The 18713-nt window shown below is 62.4% G+C and carries 17 protein-coding genes; 6 read left to right on the top strand and 11 right to left on the bottom strand.

The features are described 5' to 3' along the window. Window positions 1–81: 81 nt before the first annotated feature. Complete coding sequence (locus tag ACFY5D_RS10085) at window positions 82–429, bottom strand: hypothetical protein (protein ID WP_387528651.1); 348 nt, start codon at window positions 427–429, stop codon at window positions 82–84. Between the two features lie 204 nt (window positions 430–633). Beyond that, window positions 634–1428, bottom strand: coding sequence for a carbon-nitrogen hydrolase family protein (locus tag ACFY5D_RS10090; RefSeq protein ID WP_387528653.1), 795 nt, complete (start codon window positions 1426–1428; stop codon window positions 634–636). Window positions 1429–1461: 33 nt separating this feature from the next. Here ACFY5D_RS10090 and ACFY5D_RS10095 point away from each other — a divergent pair, with 33 nt between their 5' ends. Next, window positions 1462–2118, top strand: a complete 657-nt coding sequence (locus ACFY5D_RS10095; RefSeq protein ID WP_387528656.1) for a GntR family transcriptional regulator — start codon at window positions 1462–1464, stop codon at window positions 2116–2118. On the opposite strand, the gene ACFY5D_RS10100 is transcribed toward ACFY5D_RS10095, so the two are convergent. Next, a complete protein-coding gene (locus ACFY5D_RS10100) occupies window positions 2119–3522 on the bottom strand; it encodes an MFS transporter (protein WP_387528659.1) in 1404 nt (467 codons plus the stop codon). A gap of 140 nt (window positions 3523–3662) precedes the next feature. Here ACFY5D_RS10100 and ACFY5D_RS10105 point away from each other — a divergent pair, with 140 nt between their 5' ends. Together ACFY5D_RS10105 and ACFY5D_RS10110 are read left to right on the top strand one after the other, a co-directional pair. Then, a complete protein-coding gene (locus tag ACFY5D_RS10105) occupies window positions 3663–4349 on the top strand; it encodes a DUF2848 domain-containing protein (RefSeq protein WP_387528661.1) in 687 nt (228 codons plus the stop codon). 212 nt (window positions 4350–4561) lie between these two features. Continuing rightward, window positions 4562–4897 (top strand): cupin domain-containing protein, encoded by a 336-nt coding sequence (locus ACFY5D_RS10110; RefSeq protein ID WP_387528662.1) that lies wholly within the window; start codon window positions 4562–4564, stop codon window positions 4895–4897. 170 nt (window positions 4898–5067) lie between these two features. Here ACFY5D_RS10110 and ACFY5D_RS10115 read toward each other — a convergent pair whose 3' ends face one another. The 7 genes from ACFY5D_RS10115 to ACFY5D_RS10145 are packed head-to-tail and all read right to left on the bottom strand — an operon-like array spanning window position 5068 to window position 13681. Beyond that, entirely contained in the window at window positions 5068–5433 is a 366-nt protein-coding gene (locus ACFY5D_RS10115; RefSeq protein WP_387528665.1) for a cupin domain-containing protein, read from the bottom strand. A 14-nt stretch (window positions 5434–5447) separates the two neighbouring features. Continuing rightward, window positions 5448–6893: an NAD(P)/FAD-dependent oxidoreductase gene (locus ACFY5D_RS10120; protein WP_387528668.1), complete on the bottom strand. Its 1446-nt coding sequence runs from the start codon at window positions 6891–6893 to the stop codon at window positions 5448–5450. Window positions 6894–6904: 11 nt separating this feature from the next. Beyond that, complete coding sequence (locus tag ACFY5D_RS10125) at window positions 6905–8575, bottom strand: dipeptide ABC transporter ATP-binding protein (protein ID WP_387528671.1); 1671 nt, start codon at window positions 8573–8575, stop codon at window positions 6905–6907. After that, on the bottom strand, window positions 8572–9429 hold the full coding sequence (locus tag ACFY5D_RS10130) for an ABC transporter permease (RefSeq protein WP_387528674.1): 858 nt from the start codon (window positions 9427–9429) through the stop codon (window positions 8572–8574). Before ACFY5D_RS10130 ends, ACFY5D_RS10125 begins: the two co-directional genes overlap by 4 nt. Further along, window positions 9426–10451, bottom strand: coding sequence for an ABC transporter permease (locus ACFY5D_RS10135; RefSeq protein ID WP_387528677.1), 1026 nt, complete (start codon window positions 10449–10451; stop codon window positions 9426–9428). Before ACFY5D_RS10135 ends, ACFY5D_RS10130 begins: the two co-directional genes overlap by 4 nt. Further along, window positions 10438–12069: an ABC transporter substrate-binding protein gene (locus ACFY5D_RS10140; protein ID WP_387528679.1), complete on the bottom strand. Its 1632-nt coding sequence runs from the start codon at window positions 12067–12069 to the stop codon at window positions 10438–10440. Before ACFY5D_RS10140 ends, ACFY5D_RS10135 begins: the two co-directional genes overlap by 14 nt. Window positions 12070–12082: 13 nt before the next feature. Then, complete coding sequence (locus ACFY5D_RS10145; RefSeq protein ID WP_387528682.1) at window positions 12083–13681, bottom strand: amidohydrolase; 1599 nt, start codon at window positions 13679–13681, stop codon at window positions 12083–12085. 233 nt (window positions 13682–13914) lie between these two features. Between ACFY5D_RS10145 and ACFY5D_RS10150 the strand changes: the two genes are divergently transcribed. Next, complete coding sequence (locus ACFY5D_RS10150) at window positions 13915–14595, top strand: TetR/AcrR family transcriptional regulator (RefSeq protein ID WP_387528685.1); 681 nt, start codon at window positions 13915–13917, stop codon at window positions 14593–14595. 180 nt (window positions 14596–14775) lie between these two features. Here ACFY5D_RS10150 and ACFY5D_RS10155 read toward each other — a convergent pair whose 3' ends face one another. After that, entirely contained in the window at window positions 14776–16404 is a 1629-nt protein-coding gene (locus tag ACFY5D_RS10155; protein WP_387528687.1) for an ABC transporter substrate-binding protein, read from the bottom strand. 295 nt (window positions 16405–16699) lie between these two features. On the opposite strand from ACFY5D_RS10155, the gene ACFY5D_RS10160 reads away from it, so the two are divergent. Continuing rightward, entirely contained in the window at window positions 16700–17374 is a 675-nt protein-coding gene (locus ACFY5D_RS10160; protein ID WP_387528690.1) for a TetR/AcrR family transcriptional regulator, read from the top strand. Window positions 17375–17454: 80 nt separating this feature from the next. Next, entirely contained in the window at window positions 17455–18690 is a 1236-nt protein-coding gene (locus ACFY5D_RS10165; protein ID WP_387528693.1) for a CynX/NimT family MFS transporter, read from the top strand. Window positions 18691–18713 lie beyond the last annotated feature (23 nt).

The following is an 18713-nucleotide window of genomic DNA, read 5'->3' on the forward strand; positions in this document are numbered from 1 at the left end:
GAGGCGCATCATTGATGAAATATCGATGAAAAACGGAAGCCGCTCCTATTTGGGGGCGGCTTCCGTACATGGTGGGGGGGCTTACGCCCAGATGTATTCCTCGGCGATCGCGCCGTCACGCCACTTCGCGACCGTCACCATGCGGCTCCCGTCCTCGAACTCGCCGATGACACAGGTCCATTCGCCGGATCCGAAGGCGATCGGGTGGGAGGCGATCCGGGGCGGCGTGCCCCCGACGGATTCGACAAAGGCCTTCATCGCGTCAATGTGCGCCGCGACGCCGCGGGTGGGTTCCTGGCCCTTCCAATCCACGAGCACGTCATCGGTGTGGTGGTGGGCAAAGACGCCGCTCCAGTCGGCGTTGTTCCAACCGTCGAAGTCGAGATCGTCCATTCCCTTGAGGTTGCGGCCAACCTGTTCGTCGCTCATGGCTTGCTCCATTCTCCGGGCGCTCCAAGCACGAGTCCTGGCCGCGTTGCCCTGCCGTTCGTGGGTTTGACGCGAACAGCATAGGTGGGCGGCCAACGACATACAACGGTTGTCTCGGAAGGAATTGGTGCTGTGGCAACGAACCCTGAAATCCACCAGCCGAAGCCGACGGGGGTTGGTGACCGCCGGCAGCCATGACGCGCTTTAGAGGCTCCGGGCGTTGGCAAGGACCGGTAATTTGAGCCGGATGTCGGGAACTTCGTTCGTGTCAATGTCGAACACTGCCAGCTCCGGCCCGGCGCCCAGGGCCAGCAGGGACTTTCCCGCAGGGGAAGCCACCGCGCTGTGACCCATCCCGGTAGGCGCTGCTCCATTGGCATCAATTCCGACAGTTGACGGATCACCTTGCCCGCACGCGACGATGAAAGTGGTGCTGTCCAATGCACGGGCGCGCACCAGCACGTCCCATTGTTCTGCTTTGCCTTCGCCAATACCCCATGAGGCACAAACAATGTTGACCATTGCTCCTGCTCTTGCATTCGAAGTGAAAAGCGCGGGGAATCTGATGTCGTAGCAGGTGGCCAGTCCGAAGACCGTTCCGTTGTGCTCAAAGGTTACGGGTGACTCGCCGGCGTCGACGCCATCCGACTCGAAGAATCCAAAGGCATCGAAGAGATGGATTTTGTCGTATGAAGTCTCGACTCCCGGCCCGGTAACCAGCAATGTATTGCGCACCCTGGCGCCCGATCCCGGGGTGAACATTCCCGCCACGATCACAATCCCAAGATCGCGGGCAATGGCGCGTACTTCCTCAGCCCACGGCCCGTCCAAGGGTTCGGCGACATCGAGCAAGGGATTCCCGAAAGCGCACATCGTTGCTTCGGGAAAAACGACGAGCTCCGCTCCGGCGGAAGAGGCACGCTTGGCGTAATCTCGAACAATGGACAGGTTTTGTGCCGAATCTGCAGTACTAACGATTTGGGCAAGTGCTAATCGCATGAAAATCATTCCATTCTGTTGTATACCTAATGTATGCGAACTACTTCACGGACAACGTCCTCCGGCAGGGAGAAGGCGTACTCCTATTTACGCGAAAACATCCTGATTGACCCTGAAATGCAGGGAAAGTTCCTCAACGAGCAGGAACTCGCAGCCGAGATCGGCGTATCCCGAACCCCAGTGCGTGAGGCTCTCCTGCTCTTGGTTTCGGATGGACTTGTCGAATTGATTCCCCAACGCGGTGCGTATGTTCCGGTAGTGACCGGGCGCGAGATTTCCGAGCTCATGGATGTTCGCGGCGTTTTGGAATGTCACGCCGCCCAATTCGTCATAGCCAAGAACGCAGTCCCCCTGGAGGCCATGCAAGAGACCCTGGATCTCCAGGCTTCCATGCCCGACCATCTGACTCCCGATGCCGCCCGGGAGTTCATTCGACTGGACACACTGTTTCACCAACAACTCATTGACGCCGTCGACAATGAGCTCCTCTCCCGCAGCTACAGCAAACTCCACGTCCGCCAGATCCTGGTGGGGGTCTCGGCATTGTCCCGAACGGGTGGTCGGCGAGAGCAGGTCTGCGCCGAACACCAGGACATCCTCGACGCCCTGGCGTCCGGCGATACCGCAAAGGCCAACGAGGCCATCGGACATCATCTGGCCGTCACCCGAGACATCCTGCTTCGCACCTGATCAGCGCACCGACGAACCTGCGTCGGCATTTTCATCCGGCAGGTTCTCCGGATGTCCGCCTTCCAGGATAAGGCGGTATTCCTCGTCCTCGGAGGGGTTGGGATTTCGCCCGAGACCAAGGCCAATCAGCGTGATGGCGACAGCCACGGCCACGTAAATCGCCACCGGAACCCAGCTCTTGTAGGACGAAAGCAGCAGCGTGAACATCAGCGGGGCAATTGCGCCGCCAATGACACCCGCGAATGTGTACGCAAGGGAGCTGCCGGTGGAGCGCAAACGCGGAGAGAACTGTTCCACGATGAAGGCAGCCTGCGGTCCATACATGAACGAGTGGGTCATGAGCCCCAGGACAATGCCGACAATCAACATGGCCTCGCTCTCACCACCAAGGACGGCGAAGAACACGAATGCCCAGACAGCCGCAAGAACGGCTGCCGCGCCATACACGAGTCGACGATTGATGCGGTCCGAAACCGCCCCTGCAAGGGGGATCATGAATAGCTGGAATGCCGAACCGATGAGGACGGCTGTCAGCACCTGGCCCCGCTCGAACCCGAGAACTTGGATTCCATAGGTCAGCGTAAAGACGGTGAACAATGCGTAGACCACATCGGGGCCAACTCGGCACAAAGTAGCGGCAATCAATGGACGCAATTCCTTGCTGAAAACTTCACGAATCGGAGCAGCCGGCTGCTCCCCGTGAGCTTCGATCGCCTTGAAGATCGGCGTGTCTTCGAGCTTTAGCCGGATCCACAGTCCAAAGGCGATCAGCAGTGCGGACAACAGGAAGGCAATGCGCCATCCGAAACTCAGGAATTGCTCTTCAGTCAGTGAAACGGTCAACACGGCAAGTGCACCGTTTGCCAGCAGGTTTCCGGCAGGCGGGCCAATTTGGGCTGCCGAAGCCCAGAATCCACGTCGGTTCGGGTCGCCATACTCGCTCGAAAGCAGGACCGCCCCGCCCCATTCACCGCCAACGCCCACGCCTTGGGCGAAACGCAAGAGAACAAGAATAATCGGGGCTGCGATACCCAAACTTGCATAGCCGGGCAGCACTCCAATCAGTACGGTGGCGACACCGATGATCATCAGGGTCACCACAAGGACCTTCTTGCGCCCAATCTTGTCGCCGAGCCGGCCAAAAACGATTCCGCCGATCGGCCTGGAAACATAGCCGACAGCATAGGTTGAGAACGCCAGAATGGTTCCCGTCAGCGGATCAGAGGCCGGGAAGAAGATGATGGGGAAAACTACGGCCGCAGCAGCGGAGTAGACGGCGAAGTCGTACCATTCAAGTGCCGTTCCGGTAAGACTGGCCGCGAAGGCCTTGTACAAGCCTTTCGGACGTACTGGCTTGTCCGGATGGTGCCTAACGTCCACGAGTGGCACTGGAGATTTGGCCATGGTGTTTAGTCCTTCTCAGAGATTCGTTTGGTGACGCCTGTCACGCTGGCGTTAAATGTATACATTACGCATACTAGGAGTACATTGACCATAGGCTGCGGATGAAAGTTTCCCCGGCACCCCAAGAGAACGGATCCCCAATGACTGTTTTGAGCTTCGAACTTCCCGATGGCAGCACCAAGGTCATCGAGGTGAAGCACCTTCTCAATGCCGGATACGCCGGGCGGGAGCAAGATGAAGTGCAAGCGCACATTGCCGAACTCGCGGAACTGGGTGTCCCTGGCCCCTCCACTACTCCAGCGCTCTATCCGGTATCCACATACCTCGCCCAGCAGGCTTCCGAGGTCCGCGTACAACATGACCGCACCTCGGGCGAGGCCGAATGGGCACTTGTCATCACCGACGACGGCGTCCTCTTGACTGTGGCTTGCGACCACACGGACCGGGACCTTGAGGTGCATGGCGTGGCATGGAGCAAAAACGCGAGTCCAGACATCCTCGGCCGCAAGGCTTGGCGCCTGGACGACGTCCGAGACCGACTCGATCAGATCACCCTGAAGGGCTGGGTAGGCACCGGCGACACGCCTGACACCCTCATTCAGGACAGCACGCTTGGAGCCTTGCTGACTCCGGACTATTGGCTTGACGTTCTAAGGGACCGCGGTTTGGCGCAGCCTGGCACGGTTCTCATTTCGGGAACGGTGGCCATGCGCGGCGGCATCGACCAATTCGCTCGCAGCTGGAAGGTTGAAATGACCGATCCTGCGACCGGAGACAACATCAATGCACAGTATGTTGTGGAGCAAATGGCCGCACCCATCGGCTAAGAAGGTTCAAGTCGGTCGGGCGAAAAAGCAGCAGCATCCGTTCGCGCCGGCCCACCAGCATTTGCACTCGGTGCCGTTGCACGTCGCCTGTCGATGAACAACGGCACCGAGGCATTCCGAACACCGTCTCCTGCGGAAACGATGTCAACGCGAAAGTCCATGCAAGACCGAACAGCAAAGCGTCGTTGTACGCACCATTGAGGAGTATTTGGTTGAAAGCCGAACACGAATTCTTCGACACATCAGCTTTGGAATGGATCCCCGATCCAGACTTCGCGGGGGTGAGCCAGAAGATACTTAGCCATGACGACAGTGGCGCCTCGACCCAACTTTCAAAGTGGGACGCGGGGCTGGACACCAGTCACAGCGGGGTCATCAGTCACGACTTCGCCGAGGAAGTCTTTCTACTCTCGGGGGAGCTCACGGATCTCACGCTAAATGAGACGTTCCTGGCCGGGGCTTACACGAGTCGACAGCCCAACATGCCACATGGGCCATACGTCACCCGCACCGGATGCGTCATGCTCGTCATTGCGACTCCCGTCTAGGTGAGGTCCTCGGGAGCGTCTCGGATGCTTCTACGGGGTGATGGCTCCACCGGGAAAAGGCTCTTGCCTGCCAGAACAGACTCACAACCAGGCAGGAATAACCACCGACCCAGCTGGAAATGGCGGCGTCCGTGGTGCTAAATCCCACGGACCCCGCCATTGTTTGCCCGTTATGCCTGCGTCAGGTACAGCTTGCGCAGCGGTGCGTCCAAGATCCAGGTGGTGCGCATGCCCTCGCCGAGGCGGCAGACGGTTCCCGGCTCGAGTTTGAGCACGTCCGCGGCGAAGCCGTTGGCTTCGTGGATCTGCACGGTGGCGGAACCGCTGAGCACCACGAAGAGTTCCTCCGCCTCGACGTCGGTCATGATTCCGGCGCTCATTTCCCAGAGACCGAACTCCACGCCGAAGATCTCTCCCAGCCGCTCGGCAGCGGTGGTGGGATCCCCGGCAACCGACTGGTCCGCCGGAACGAGCTCGTGTTCCAGAACCGCTGAGGGCGCGTGGACTGTCGGGTTGTTGAAACTGGTCATATTCATGTTTTCGATAATACTCACGAGTCGAACCCCATGCCCACGGCATCCATGGTCTTGAGGAACAGTCCGCGCTCGCCCTCGCGGCGGTCGGCGCGCGCGAGGGCCGTGGTCATCATCTTGACGCCGATCCAGGCGGCCGGCTCCGGAGGGAACGGCAGCGGCTTCTTCTTGACCATTTCCAGGTTGGTCAGCTCGTTGTTCTTGCCCTCGAGCAGGTCCAGCATAACCTTTGCGCCGAAGCGGGAGGCCCCGACGCCCAGGCCGGTGAAGCCGGCACAGGAGGCGACCTTGCCCTTGTAGGCCAGGTCGAAGAAGGAGAAGAAGCGGCTGCAGGAGTCGATGGCCCCGCCCCAGGCGTGCGAGAACTTCAGGTCCTGCAGTTCCGGGAAGGTCGCGAAGAAGTGCGCGGCAAGCTTCTTGTAGGTGGCCTCGTTGTCGTAAAACTCGTGGTTGACCTTGCCGCCGAAACGGTAGATCGCATCGAAGCCGCCGTAGAGGATGCGGAAGTCCCCGTTCTCGTCGACGATCGGTCGCGAGTAGTGGAAGCGGTTGTTCAGGTCCACCAGCCCGTGCAGGGTTTCCCAGCCGATCGCCTCGCGCTGCGCCTCGGTCAACGGCTCGGTGACGAGCACGTAGTCGTAGACCGGGACGGTCATCAGCGCGTTGCGCTTCAGCAGGGACGGGAACACGTTCGTGGCAAGGGCCACCCTGGAGGCGATGACCTGGCCGGCGGCGGTTGCGGCAACGATCTTCTCGTCGCGTTCCTCGATGCCGGTGACCTTGGACTGCTCGAAGATGCGCACGCCGAGCTGCTCGCAAGCTGCCAGCAAACCCCAAGCGAGCTTCGCCGGGTTCACCAGGACGGTGTCGCCGCGGCTCCACGCACCGGAAATGAAGGCTTCGGATTTGATCAGCTCGGAGGTCTCTGCGCGGTCAAGGTAGACAGTGTCCTCGCCGTCCGCTTCCTCACGCAGCCAGGCGTCCTGGTGCGGTTCGGTGGCCACGGCCAGCGCGCCCTCGCGGTACAGGTCGCAGTCGATGCCATAGCGTTCGATGGTCTCGATCAGCTCGGCAAGATTCTCGTTGCCCAGCTCGGTCAGCCGCGCGTTTTCCTGGGGCAGGTGCTGCTCGCCGTTGGATTCGCCGTGGACCAGTGAGGCTTCGCAGAAGCCGCCGTTGCGACCCGAGGCCTCTGAACCCACCCAGTTGGCCTCAAGCAGGACCACCGAGGTTTCGGGGTTGCGTTCCTTGGCCTGCAGGGCTGTCCACAACCCGGTGTAGCCGCCGCCGACCACAAGCAGATCGGCCTCGATCTGGGCGCGCAGCGGTTCACGGATGCCGGGGCGCAACGGTGAATCGAGCCAGTACACGGCCCGCTTGGTGTCGCGCAGCGACGCCGCACAGAGTGCCGGGTCGATGGTCTTTTCGGCGTTCTCGAAGAACGTCGGTTTAGATGTAGTCATTGTCTTTTTCTCTAGAGACTGTTGTTCTGCGCCGGTTCCAGGTCCCCGTCGAGGGAATCCCGGGCGATTCCGGCACTGCTGTCGGTTTCCCAACGCGGGCGCGGCACCGAGGCCAACAGGGTCTGGGTGTAGGGGTGTTGCGGGTTGTTCAGCACTTCGGCGGTCGGGCCGCTCTCGACGATGGTGCCGTTTTGGACCACCAGCAGCTCGTCGCAGATTTCCCCGACGATCGCCAGGTCGTGGCTGATGAACAGCACCGAGACGCCGCTTTCCTTGCGCAGCCTGTTGACCAGCTCAAGCACCTGGGCCTGGACCGAGACGTCCAGCGCGCTGGTCGCCTCGTCGAGCACCAGCAGGCGCGGGTTCAGGGCCATGGCCTTGGCGATGGCAACGCGCTGCCGCTGGCCGCCGGACAGCTTGCGGGGGTAGAGGTTTGCGTGCTTTTCCTCAAGCCCCACGGATTCAAGCAGTTCCTTGATGCGGGCCTTCATGGCCTTGGCATCGAGCTTGTAGTGCAGCTTCAGGACAGTTTCCAGCGCCTTGGCCGGGGTGAGTCGGGAATCCAGGGACTGGTAGGGGTCCTGGAACACCATCTGGACGCGCGATGCCGTCTTCAGCCGGCGTTCCTTGGCGCTCCCGCCCTTGACCTCGCCACCTGCCACCGTCATCTCACCGGTGTCTGCGTGTTCCAGGCCGGCAACGATGCGACCGAGGGTCGATTTTCCCGAACCGGACTCGCCAACGACGGCCAGGCCGCCACCGGCCGGAATGGCCAGTGACACGGATTTCAGAGCCTCAACCGACGGCTGCCCGTGGATGTGATACGTCTTGGAGACGTTGTCCACGCTCAGCACGGGGGCTTCGGTCGCCTCGGTACGGTGCGCACCGGTCTTCGGCGCATTCTGCATGCTGGGCGTTGCCGCGACAAGTTTCTTGGTGTACTCCGAGACGGGACGTTCGAAGACCTGCCGGGTCTCACCGTGTTCCTGGACCACGCCGTTGCGCAGCACGTAGGTCCGGTCGGCGATCGATGCGGCCAGGGCCAGGTCGTGGGTGATGAAGAGCATGCCCATGGAGCGCTCGGACACGGCCTTGGAGAGCAGCTGGATCACCGCCGCCTGGGTGGTGACGTCCAGGGCCGTCGTCGACTCGTCACAGATCAGCAGTTCCGGGTCGTTCATCAGGGCGCCGGCGATCATGACGCGTTGCAGCATGCCGCCAGAGAACTCGTGCGGGTACTGCTTCATGCGGGCCTCGGGGCTTGTCAATCCCATGGAACCGAGCAGTGCGACCGCGCGGGCCTCAAGGGCTGCCTTGTCTGCCCCTGGAACCTGCATCATCGGTTCGATCAGGTGGGCACCGAGGGTACGCACCGGGTTGATGGACGAACGCGGGTCCTGGAAAACCATGGCGGCACGGGTGCGGCGCATGGCGCGCAGCTCGGCCGGGGAGGCCTTGAGGACCGGGACGCCCTCGAGCTCGATCTCGCCGGTGACGTCGGCAGAGGAAGGCAGCAGGCCCAACACGGCGCGGGCCGTCAGCGACTTCCCGGATCCCGATTCGCCAACCAGCGCCACGGTTTCGCCGCGCGCGATGTGCAGGGAAACCCTGTCCAGCAGCAGGGTCGAGCCCCCGGGCTGGTTGATCTCGATGCTTAGGTCAGAGACGTTTAAGAGGTTCATGCGAAGGGATCTCCCAGCTTGTCTGATAGCCAGCCACCAACGGTGTTCACTGCCACGACAACGAGCACCACGGCCACCGCCGGGATGAGTGCGGGCATGAAGTTTCCACTGACCAATGCTGTCTGGCCTTCATTGATCATGTTGCCCCAGTCGGCCTGCGGCGCCTGGATTCCGAGACCCAGGAAGGACAGGGCGGCCAGCTCAACAAGCACGTACCCGAAGTTCTGCGTGGCCTGCGAACCGACCACGCCCAGCACGTTGGGCATCACGGCCCGGGTGGCGATCCATGGTGCGGAGAACCCCTGCACTTTGTATGCGGCCACATACTGGCGGTTCTTTTCGGTGGCAACGAGTTGCCGGGTCAGCCGCCCGATGTACGGGGTGTAGGCAATGGACATGGCCAGCACGGGTGCCACCAGTCCCTTGCCGAAAAGTGCCACGGCGAGGATCGCCAGCAACAGGCCCGGGAACGCGAGCACGATGTCGAAGACGCGGCTGATGATCGCATCGACCTTGCCGCCGGCCCAGCCGGCCCACAAACCGATCAGCAGGCCCAAGATCGAGGAAAGCAGGACCACAAACGCCGGACCGGCCAGCGCGGTGCGCGATCCGTGGATCATGCGCGAGAAGATGTCGCGGCCCAGGGCGTCGGTGCCCAGCCAGTGTTGTGGCGTCGGACCGGAGTTGACCCGCAACAGGTCGACCGCGGACGGCGGATACGGTGCCACCAGCGGGGCAAGGACGGCGGTGAGCAGGACCAGCGCCAGGAATGTCGCGGAGAGGATCAGCCCCCACCGGCGGTTTTTCAGGCTCAGGCGCTTGATTGGCAAACGCGGAGCAACTTGGATGGTCATCGTGCCCCTTCCCCCGCCTTCAGGCGTGGATCGATAACGGGACCCAGGAGGTCAACCAGGGTGTTGATGGCTACGAATGCGGTGACGACGATCAGCACGATCGCCTGCACCACGGGGAAGTCCAGGCGGTCCACGGAGGAAACCAGCAGGGAACCCAGGCCGGCCAAGCCGAAGGCCTGCTCCACGATCGCGGAGGACACCAGGAGACCGGCAACCAGCAGGCCGGACACCGTGAGGATCGGGCCGGTGGCGTTGCGCAGCACGTGGCGGATGACAACCGCAACCGGAGTGATGCCGCGGGAACGGGCAACCTCGACGTGCTCGCGGGCGAACTGCTCTACCATGGCCGAGCGGGTCACCCGCCCCACCACGGCGATGAACGAGAGAGCCAGCGCCAGGGACGGAAGAACCAAGTGGTACACCATGTCCCAGAACCCGGTTCCCGACCCAAAGGACGGGAACATGCCAAGCTGCACCGCGAAGACGGCAATCAGGACAATGGCACCCACGAACGACGGGATGGCAGCAAGGCCCGACATGGAGGCCACGATCGCCCGGTCGGCCCAGGTGCCGCGCAACAACGCGGCGGCGATGCCCGCGGCCAGGCCGAGGATCGCGATCATCGCACCGGCCATGACCACCAGGCCCAGGGTGACGGGCAAGCGGTTCAGGATCACGTCGGTGACGTCCTGGCGGTACTGCAGCGAGCGGCCGAAGTCGCCCTGCAGCACACCCGTGATCCAGTTCCAGTACTGCTCCAACGGGGGTTTGTCCAGGCCGTAGATGGCCGTGACTTCCGCGATGGCCTCGGGGTTGGGGCTACGCCCGCGCAGCAGGAAGCTGATCGGGTCGCCCGGCACCAGCCAGCGCGAGAAGAACACGATCACCGAGGAAACGAACACGGTGAAGAGGAATGCGCCGATCTTGCCGGCTGCCAGTTTCAGTGCCGCGCCCGCCTGGCGCGGGGGCTTGGTTGCCCCCGGAGCCGGCGGGGTCGCTGTGGCGAGGTTACTTTGCGCCAATTTGGGCCGCCCATGGGTAGTACAGGTAGTTCACCGACGGTGAGGCACCCGTGATCTTGTTGTTCATCCAGATATTGGTCGGGCTCTCGTAGAGCGGCAACCAGGGAAGTTCCTTGTTGGCAATTTTTTGCGCTTCAACCGCCTTGGCCATGCTCTTGGCCGGGTCGGTTCCCTGCAGGCCGGTGTTCGTTGCCTTGTCGAACTCCGGGTTGGCCCAGGAGCCGTAGTTGGAGAAATCCCCGGTGCGCAGGATGCTGAACATTTCCAGCGGGTTGGCGGTGGAAAGGTACCAGTTGGTGTAGAACAGGTCGGTTCCCTTGCGGGCCGCCGGGTCCGAGAAGAGCGAGGTGTACGCACTCGGGGTCACCGTGTTGATCGTGGCCTTGAGACCGATCGATTCCGCTGCCGCGGCGGTTGCCTGGGCAACCACCGCAAAGCCGTTGCCCATCGGCGCGGTGGTGATGGTGATCTCCTGGCCCGCAACACCCTGCTCCTGGACGATCTTGGCGGCTGCCTCGACGTCGTAGGGGTAGTCGACGAGGTCCTTGAACGCGGCGTCCCTGGTTGCGGCATCGGCCGATCCCCAGACGGATTCGGTGGTCAGCGAGTTGGTCCGGGTGGCGTAGCCGGCTTCTGCCGCCTGCGTCAGGCCGTTGCGGTCGATGGCCATCAGCAAGGCCTTGCGGACCTCCGGGTTGCCCAGCGGGCCTTCCGAATTGGAAACAACCAGGCTGCTCACCGAGGAGTTGAGGCCGAAGAAGACCTTGCCGGCACCGGAGGCGTTCAATTCACCGATGGCGTTGGTGGGAAGCAACCAGCCGCCGTCGACCTCTCCGGACTTCAGCGCGTTGGTGCGTGCCACGGGGTCGGTCTGGATGACGAATTCAAGTTCCTTGGCCTTGGCCGAGAGCTTCTTGTCCCAGTAGCCGTCGAAGCGGGCGAGGTTGATCTTCTCGCCGCTCTGCCAGCCCTTGAACTCGAACGGGCCCGTGCAGTTCACGCCGCCGGTGGAGTTTCCGTAGTCGCCGCCGGACTTCTTCAGGGTCGCTGCCGATTCGATGACGCCCGCGGCACCGGACATTGTTTCATTGAACAACGCGTCCGGGGTCTTGGTTGTCACGGTGACCTGGTGGTCGCCGGTCTTTTTGATGTCCTTGACGTTGGAGTAGGCCGCGTACCAGAAAGAACCAACGGCCGGGTCCAGGTGGCGGTTCATCGAATAGGCAACGTCGTCCGCGGTCATCGTGGTTCCGTCGTGGAATTTCACGCCCTCGCGAATGGTGTAGACCCAGGTGGTCGGGGTGGGGTTCTCGAACTTCGTGGCCAGGCCCGGGGAGACACTCATGTCTTCGTTCAGGCGCAGCAGCGATTCACAGACGTTGGCCAGGACCTGGTTGTCGGCGTAATCGAAGGCGTAGGCGTAGTCCAGCGAGTAGGGCTCGGCGTAGAGGGACCAGGTCAGCTTGTCGAGTTCGCCGGTCGGGGCCGGGGTGTTCGCGGTGAGGTCGAAGCTGGGCTTCGCAGCAGTGGCACCGGCCTCACCCGGCGAGGCCGAGCAGGCGGCAAGTGCCAGGATGGTGCTTGCCGCAAACGCGAGTTTAAGGGGCTTCTTAAGCATGTTCTTCAGGGCCTTACTTGGACGAAACGGGGACATCGGCTGCTGCGTAGACGCACTTGCCGTCAATCCAGGTGGAGATGACGCGGCTGCGGAAGATCTCCTCGGCCGGTACGTCGAACGGGTTTGGGGAAACCACTGCGAGGTCGGCGAAGTAGCCCGGCGCAATGCTACCGGTGGTCTCGTCGCGGTGGTTCACGTAGGCAGTTCCGGAGGTGTAGGCAGCAAGGATCGTGGCCAGGTCAAGGCGCTGCTTCTCGCCGCCTAGCGGCCGGCTGCCGCCTTCGGGAACCACGCGGTTCACGGCGATGTGCGACCCGGCGATCGGGTCGGCACTGGAGACGGGCCAATCGCTGCCGGCAGCCAGCTTGGCACCGTGGTTGACCAGGTCGCCGAACGGGTACTGGCGGTCCTGCGCGGATTCCGGCATGAACGGCAGGGTGAGCCGGTCGAGCTGGTCCTCGTGGCAGGCCCAGAGAGGCTGCAGGTTTGCCACGGCATCCAGCTCGGCGAATCGTGCGGCGTCTTCCGCCGAGACAACCTGCAGATGTGCCAGGTGGTGGCGCAAAGTGCTCGGTCCGTTGGCCTTGCGCGCCGCCTCGATGGCGTCCAGTGCATCGCGCACCGCACGGTCGCCCAGGGCGTGGAAATGGCACTGGAAGCCCGCGGCGTCAAGGGCTGTCACGTAGATCGCCAGGTCCTCGGCGGAAATGAAGGACAGTCCGTTGTTCTCGGTGCTGTGACCGCACTTGTCCCGGTAGGAATCGATCATGGAAGCCGTGAAGTTTTCGGCAATGCCGTCGACCATGATCTTCACGGTGCTCAGGTTGAAGCGCTCGGGAATCCCCAGCGCCTCGGCCTCGGCCCGTGCCTCGATCATTGCGTCGACCTGCTCCAGGCCCTGGTCGCGCTTCCACCACTGGGCGCCACGGACGCGGACCTTCAGGTTGCCCTCGGCAATCAGGCGGTAGTAGGCGTCCTTGGGATCCGGGATGCCGGAACCCGCGCCGACCATTGCGTCCTGCCACCCGGTGATGCCCTGGGCGATCAGTTCTTCCTGCGCACGGGAGAGGCCTGCTACCAGGAGATCGAGCGTGGCAGCTGGTGCGTGCTTCTGGACCAAGGCCATGGCACCCTCGTGCAGGGTACCGGCCGGCGTGCCGTCGGCCAGCCGCTCGATGCGTCCGTCGGAAGGGTCCGGGGTATTTGCATCCATGCCGGCGGCACGGAACGCCGCACTGTTGACCCACATCGAGTGGTGGTCGCGGCTTGCCAGCGAAACCGGGCGGTCGGGTACAACGGCGTCGATGAGCGCGGCCAGCGGCGCGCCACCCTCGTAGTGGTCCATGGACCAGCCGCCGCCCTGGATCCAGGCAACACCGGGGTTTGCCGCGGCGTAGGCGGCAATGGCCGCGGTGGCTTCCTCGGCGGTTTCGGCCTCGGAGAGGTTGCACTGGAGCAGTTCGGTGCCGCCACCGGTCGGGTGGATATGCGAGTCCTGGAAACCGGGCACCAGCAGGGCGCCGTCGAGCTCGACCACGTTGGTCTCCGAACCGAGGTGCAATGCGAGTTCGGCCTCGGGCACGATTGCCGAGATGCGACCATCGTTGACCAATACCGCTAGGTCAGCGGCCGGTTCTCCCGAACCCAAAAAAACACTGCCGCCTCGAAATGCGACATCGGCGATTCCCTGCATTTGTGACCCTCATCTCCGTAGTTTGTTTGGTACGACACTAAATGAGGTAAACGCTACTGTCAATGGTGTTGACATATCCGTTGTCAACGATGATTGTAGGATTGCTGGAGATATAGCTAACGCCGCCCGCGGCGGGAGGAACGGAGACCCGTGTGGCAGGCAAATTGGCCAAGCCGAAAACCGCAAGGACAGCCCTTGATCGCGAAGTGATTGTTGAGGCCGCCCTGCGCCTCGCCACTCGACCCCATGCCCTGTCACTGACATATCGCGAGCTTGGCCGCGAACTTTCGGTTGATCCGACTGCGATCTACCGGCACTTCCAAAGCAAGGAGGTCCTGATGCAGGAACTCCTTGACCGCGCCTTCGGGATGATCCGGGCCAGGACAACAGCCCCCGCAACTTCCTGGGAAGCCTGCCTGATGGAGCTCGCCGAATCGACACTGGACGTGTTCATCGAACACCCGGCCATTGGCATCACGGCAACCTCACTAACCACCGGCGGCCCCGGCGAAATGGCTTGCATTGAACTCATGCTTTCCTGCTTTTCCGAGGCGGGCCTCAGGGGCCAGGGCCTCGCGGAACAATATGCAATCTTTGGCTCCTATTCGCTTGCCGGAGCCGCGGGACTGGCCATGGACCACGCAGAAGCGGCCGGCTCCTCAACTGCCGAATGGTTCGTTGGCCCACTGATGTCCGACCCCGCAAGCCATCCCCTGACCTCGTCGCTTCGCAACGACATCATGGCCCTGAACCACCGTGAGATGTTCCTCGCCGGGATCAAGCAGCTCGTGACCGCAGCCAAGGACAGGGCCCAAGGACAGACCGTCCCATAACCATTTGCTCGACCTGAAAGACAAGATTTCGGCTCCATGGACTCCACGATTGGACGGATTCGCCGCCCTTCAAGCCCTCTATTCCGTGCCACGAAAATTGCTCCTTGGTCCGAATCAATTTCGAACCAAGGAGCAATTTCAACATTCATCTGCAATCGTCACTCCGCGAAGGGACGGCTCCTACTTCTTGCCGATCTTTGCAGCCCACGGGAAGTACAAGAAGTTGACCGACGGCGAAGCGCCGGTGACCTTGTCATTCATCCACATCATGGTAGGGCTCTCGTAAAGCGGCAGCCACGGCACCTCCTGGTTGAGGATCTTTTGCGGCTCAAGCGACTTCGTGAAACGCTCGGCGCCGTCCATGGTTTGCAAGCCGGCATTGACGGCCTTGTCGTAGTCCTTGTTTGACCACTGCCCGTAGTTGGAGAAGTCCCCGCTCCGCAGCACGGAGAACATTTCCTGCGGGTCGCCAACCGAGAGGTACCAGCTGGTGAAGAACAGGTCCGTTCCCTTGCGGGCTTCGGGATCCGAGAAGAGTGCCGTGTAGGCGCTCGGGGTCACGGTGTTGATCTTGGCCTTCAGTCCGATCGATTCCGCAGCCGCGGCCGTGGCCTGGGCAACTACAGCGAACCCTTGGCCCATCGGAGCAGTGGTGATGGTGATTTCCTGGCCATCAACGGCTTGCTCCTTGACGATCTTGGCGGCAGCCTCGACGTCGTAAGGATAATCGGCCAATTCCTTGAATGCGGCATCACGGGTGGCAGGGTCCGCGTGGGTCCACACCGACTCGGATGTCAGTGAGTTGGTGCGCTTGCCGAAACCGGCCTCGGCAGCCTGGACCAATCCGTTGCGGTCGATGGCCATCAGCAGGGCCTTGCGGACTTCCGCGTTGCCCAACGGGCCGTCAGGGTTGGAAACGACAAGGGATTGCACGGCAGTGTTCAATCCAAAGTGGACCTGCCCGGCACCCGAGGCATTCAATTCAGCGACGGCGTTGGGCGGAACCATCCAGCCTCCGTCGACCTCACCAGACTTCATGGCATTGACGCGTGCCACCGAGTCGGTCATGATCACGAAATCAAGTTCCTTGGACTTGGCCTTCAGGTCGGCGTCCCAGTAGTCGTCAAATCGGGAGAGAGAGATCTTTTCACCGCTCTGCCACTTCTTGAGCTCAAACGGACCCGTGCAGTTTACGCCGCCGCTGGAGTTGCCGTAGTTGGCACCAAACTTCTTGAAGGAAGCGGCCGAAGCAATGACGCCCGCGGCACCGGACATCGACTCGTTGAACAGCGCATCGGGCACCTTCGAGGTCACCGTGACCTCGTTCGGGCCGCTCTTCTTGATGCTTTCAACATTCTGGTAGACCGAGTACCAGAATGATCCGACCTTCGGATCCAGGTGACGATTCATGGATGCCACAACATCGTCGGCCGTGAGCGTCGTCCCGTCATGGAATTTCACCCCCTCGCGAATGGTGTAAACCCATGTAGTGGGGGTCGGGTTCTCAAACTTTGTGGCCAGGCCGGGGGAAACCGACATGTCCTCATTCAGGCGAAGCAGGGATTCGCACACATTGGAGAGAACTTGGTTATCCGCATAGTCAAACGCGTAGACGTAGTCCAACGAGTAGGGCTCGGCATAGATGGACCAAGTCAGCTTGTCCAGATCGCCGGATGGCGCCGGGGTGTTGGCCGTTACTTCATAGCTCGGCGCCGCAGCACCGGCACCGGCGCCCGGAGAGGCCGAGCAAGCTGCAAGGGCCAAGACGGCACTTGCTGCAAGCGCAAGTTTCAGGGACTTGTTTCTCAATTTTCAGGCTCCTAGCTCAGATGGAACAGGTCGATGATCTTCAGTGCAAACCCCTTGGGCGAGGACCCGGATACGCGGGAACCGGCCGGATACCCATCGGCAGGAAACGCATGGAGGCCCTGGGGAAATGACCACTCACCAGGCGTGTGATCCACGCCTCCCCGGAGTGTTAGCTACGACACTAAGTGCGGTCAATGCAGTTGTCAATGATGTTGACACATACGTTGTCAGCATCGAATGTAGGATGATCGAAGAAATCAACTGCTCCCGCACAGCGGGTAGAACGGAGGACCGCGTGTCAGGCAAATCATCCATCGGAAGGTCGACCAAGGCTCCGCTGGATCGCGAAGTCTTTGTCGAGGCCGCGTTTCGCCTTGCCGCGCGTCCGCACACATTGACACTGACTTATCGAGATCTCGGCAAGGAATTGGGCGTTGATCCCACCGCGATCTACCGGCATTTCCAGAGCAAGGAAAGCCTCATGCAGGAGCTGCTGGACCGGCTCTTCAAGCTGGCACATGACAGGATGACCATCCCGACTTCGCAGTGGGAAGAATGCCTGATGGAATTCGCCGCAGCAACGCTCGACACCTTCCTCGATTACCCCGCCATCGCCGTGACTGCGACCTCGCTGACCACCAGCGGGCAGGGAGAACTCGACAGCATCGAACTCATGCTCTCCTGCTTCTTCGAGGCAGGTTTGCGCGGTGAGGCCCTGGTCGAACAGTATGCAATACTCGGCGCATATGTATTGGCCGGTGCCGCCGGCCTCGCCAAGGACCAAGCCGAATCGTCCGATTCCGATTCCCACGAGTGGTTCACCGGGCCCTTGCTGGCGGACCCTTCACGCAATCCGCTGGTCGCGTCCCTCCGCGATGAAATCCTCTCCCTCGACCACCGGGAAATGTTCCTGGCCGGGGTGAAGCAAATCGTGCGCGCCGCGGCCGCCAATGGAAAAAACAACGACTGAACCGTACCGCGATACCTCATGGGAGCCATCGTCCGGATCGTGGCGGAATCCGATGAGGCGCCCAACGAAGGAATGAACCGGTGACCACAACCCAAACGCGCCTCCAGAAAACGCGCGGAGGCAATGCAGCGTGGATCACCGTGGTCCTTGCCGGCGTGACCGCAGCCCTCCATATCTGGAAGCTGCCGGCCGCGCTCCCCGTGATCCAGGAAAGCCTGGGATTCTCGCTGCTCACGGCCGGCGTGCTACTGGGCATCGTCCAACTCGCCGGCATGGTGGGCGGCCTCGCCGTCTCGCTGCTGGCAGAGGTCTTCGGGCCGCGGCGAACCTTGATCCTGGGCCTGGTTTTCCTCGGTGCAGGATCGGCCCTTGGTGCGTTATCCACCGGGGCGGGTCTGTTGCTTGCCTCGCGTGCCATTGAGGGCGTGGGCTTCATCGTGGCAACGGTGGTGGGACCGGGCCTGATCAGGTCCCACGCACCGGCTGCGCGGGTCAACCTTGCGGTGGGATGCTGGAGCGCGTACCAGGGAACCGCCACCCTGCTGGGCCTGCTCGCCAGCGCCTTCCTGCTGCAGGTTGCCAGCTGGCAGTCGCTGTGGTGGCTGATGGCCGTGGTCAGCCTGCTCCCCATCCCGCTGGTCCTGCGCTTTGTCCCGGCCGACCCCGGGGCGGGCACCGGCGGCGCGCGCACGGCGATGGCCCGCATTGGCATCACGGCTCGTTCTGGCAGGGTATGGATCGCCGGCATCGTCTTTGGCTGCTACACGATCCAGTGGATGGCGGTGGTCGGGTTCCTGCCCACGGTCTACGCGCAGAGCGGGATCACCGGGGTGGGCCCCGGCGTGCTCACGGGGCTGGTCGGCGGCATGAACGCGGTGGGCGCGCTGGTTACCGGGAACCTGCTGCAGCGCGGGGCGCCGGCACGCCTGCTGCTCAACCTGGCTTTCGTGCTGATGGCAGTCACCAGCGTGCTGACCTTCGCGGTCGACTGGTCTCCGGTGCCGAACGGCATGACCTGGCAGGTGGCCTGCGTGGCGCTGTTCTCGCTGACCGGCGCAATGGTGCCGACCACGCTGACGCGCATGGCGGTTGACCTGGCCCCGGAGGGCGGATCGGCGTCGGCGGCCATGGGGCTGATGCAGCAGATCTTCAACATCGGCAACTTCACCGGCCCCATGATCGTGGCTTGGCTGGCCACGGCCACCGGCGGCTGGTCGTCCACCTGGTGGATGACCTGCGGCTTTGCGGCGCTCGGCATCCTGCTGTCACTTGCCCTGAGCGAGCGGCGCCTGGGGTTGCGCTTCTCGCACAGCTAAAGGCGCCGGCCGCCGGAGGCGCC

The organism is Paeniglutamicibacter sp. NPDC012692, assembly GCF_042901625.1.
Taxonomy (GTDB): Bacteria; Actinomycetota; Actinomycetes; order Actinomycetales; family Micrococcaceae; genus Paeniglutamicibacter.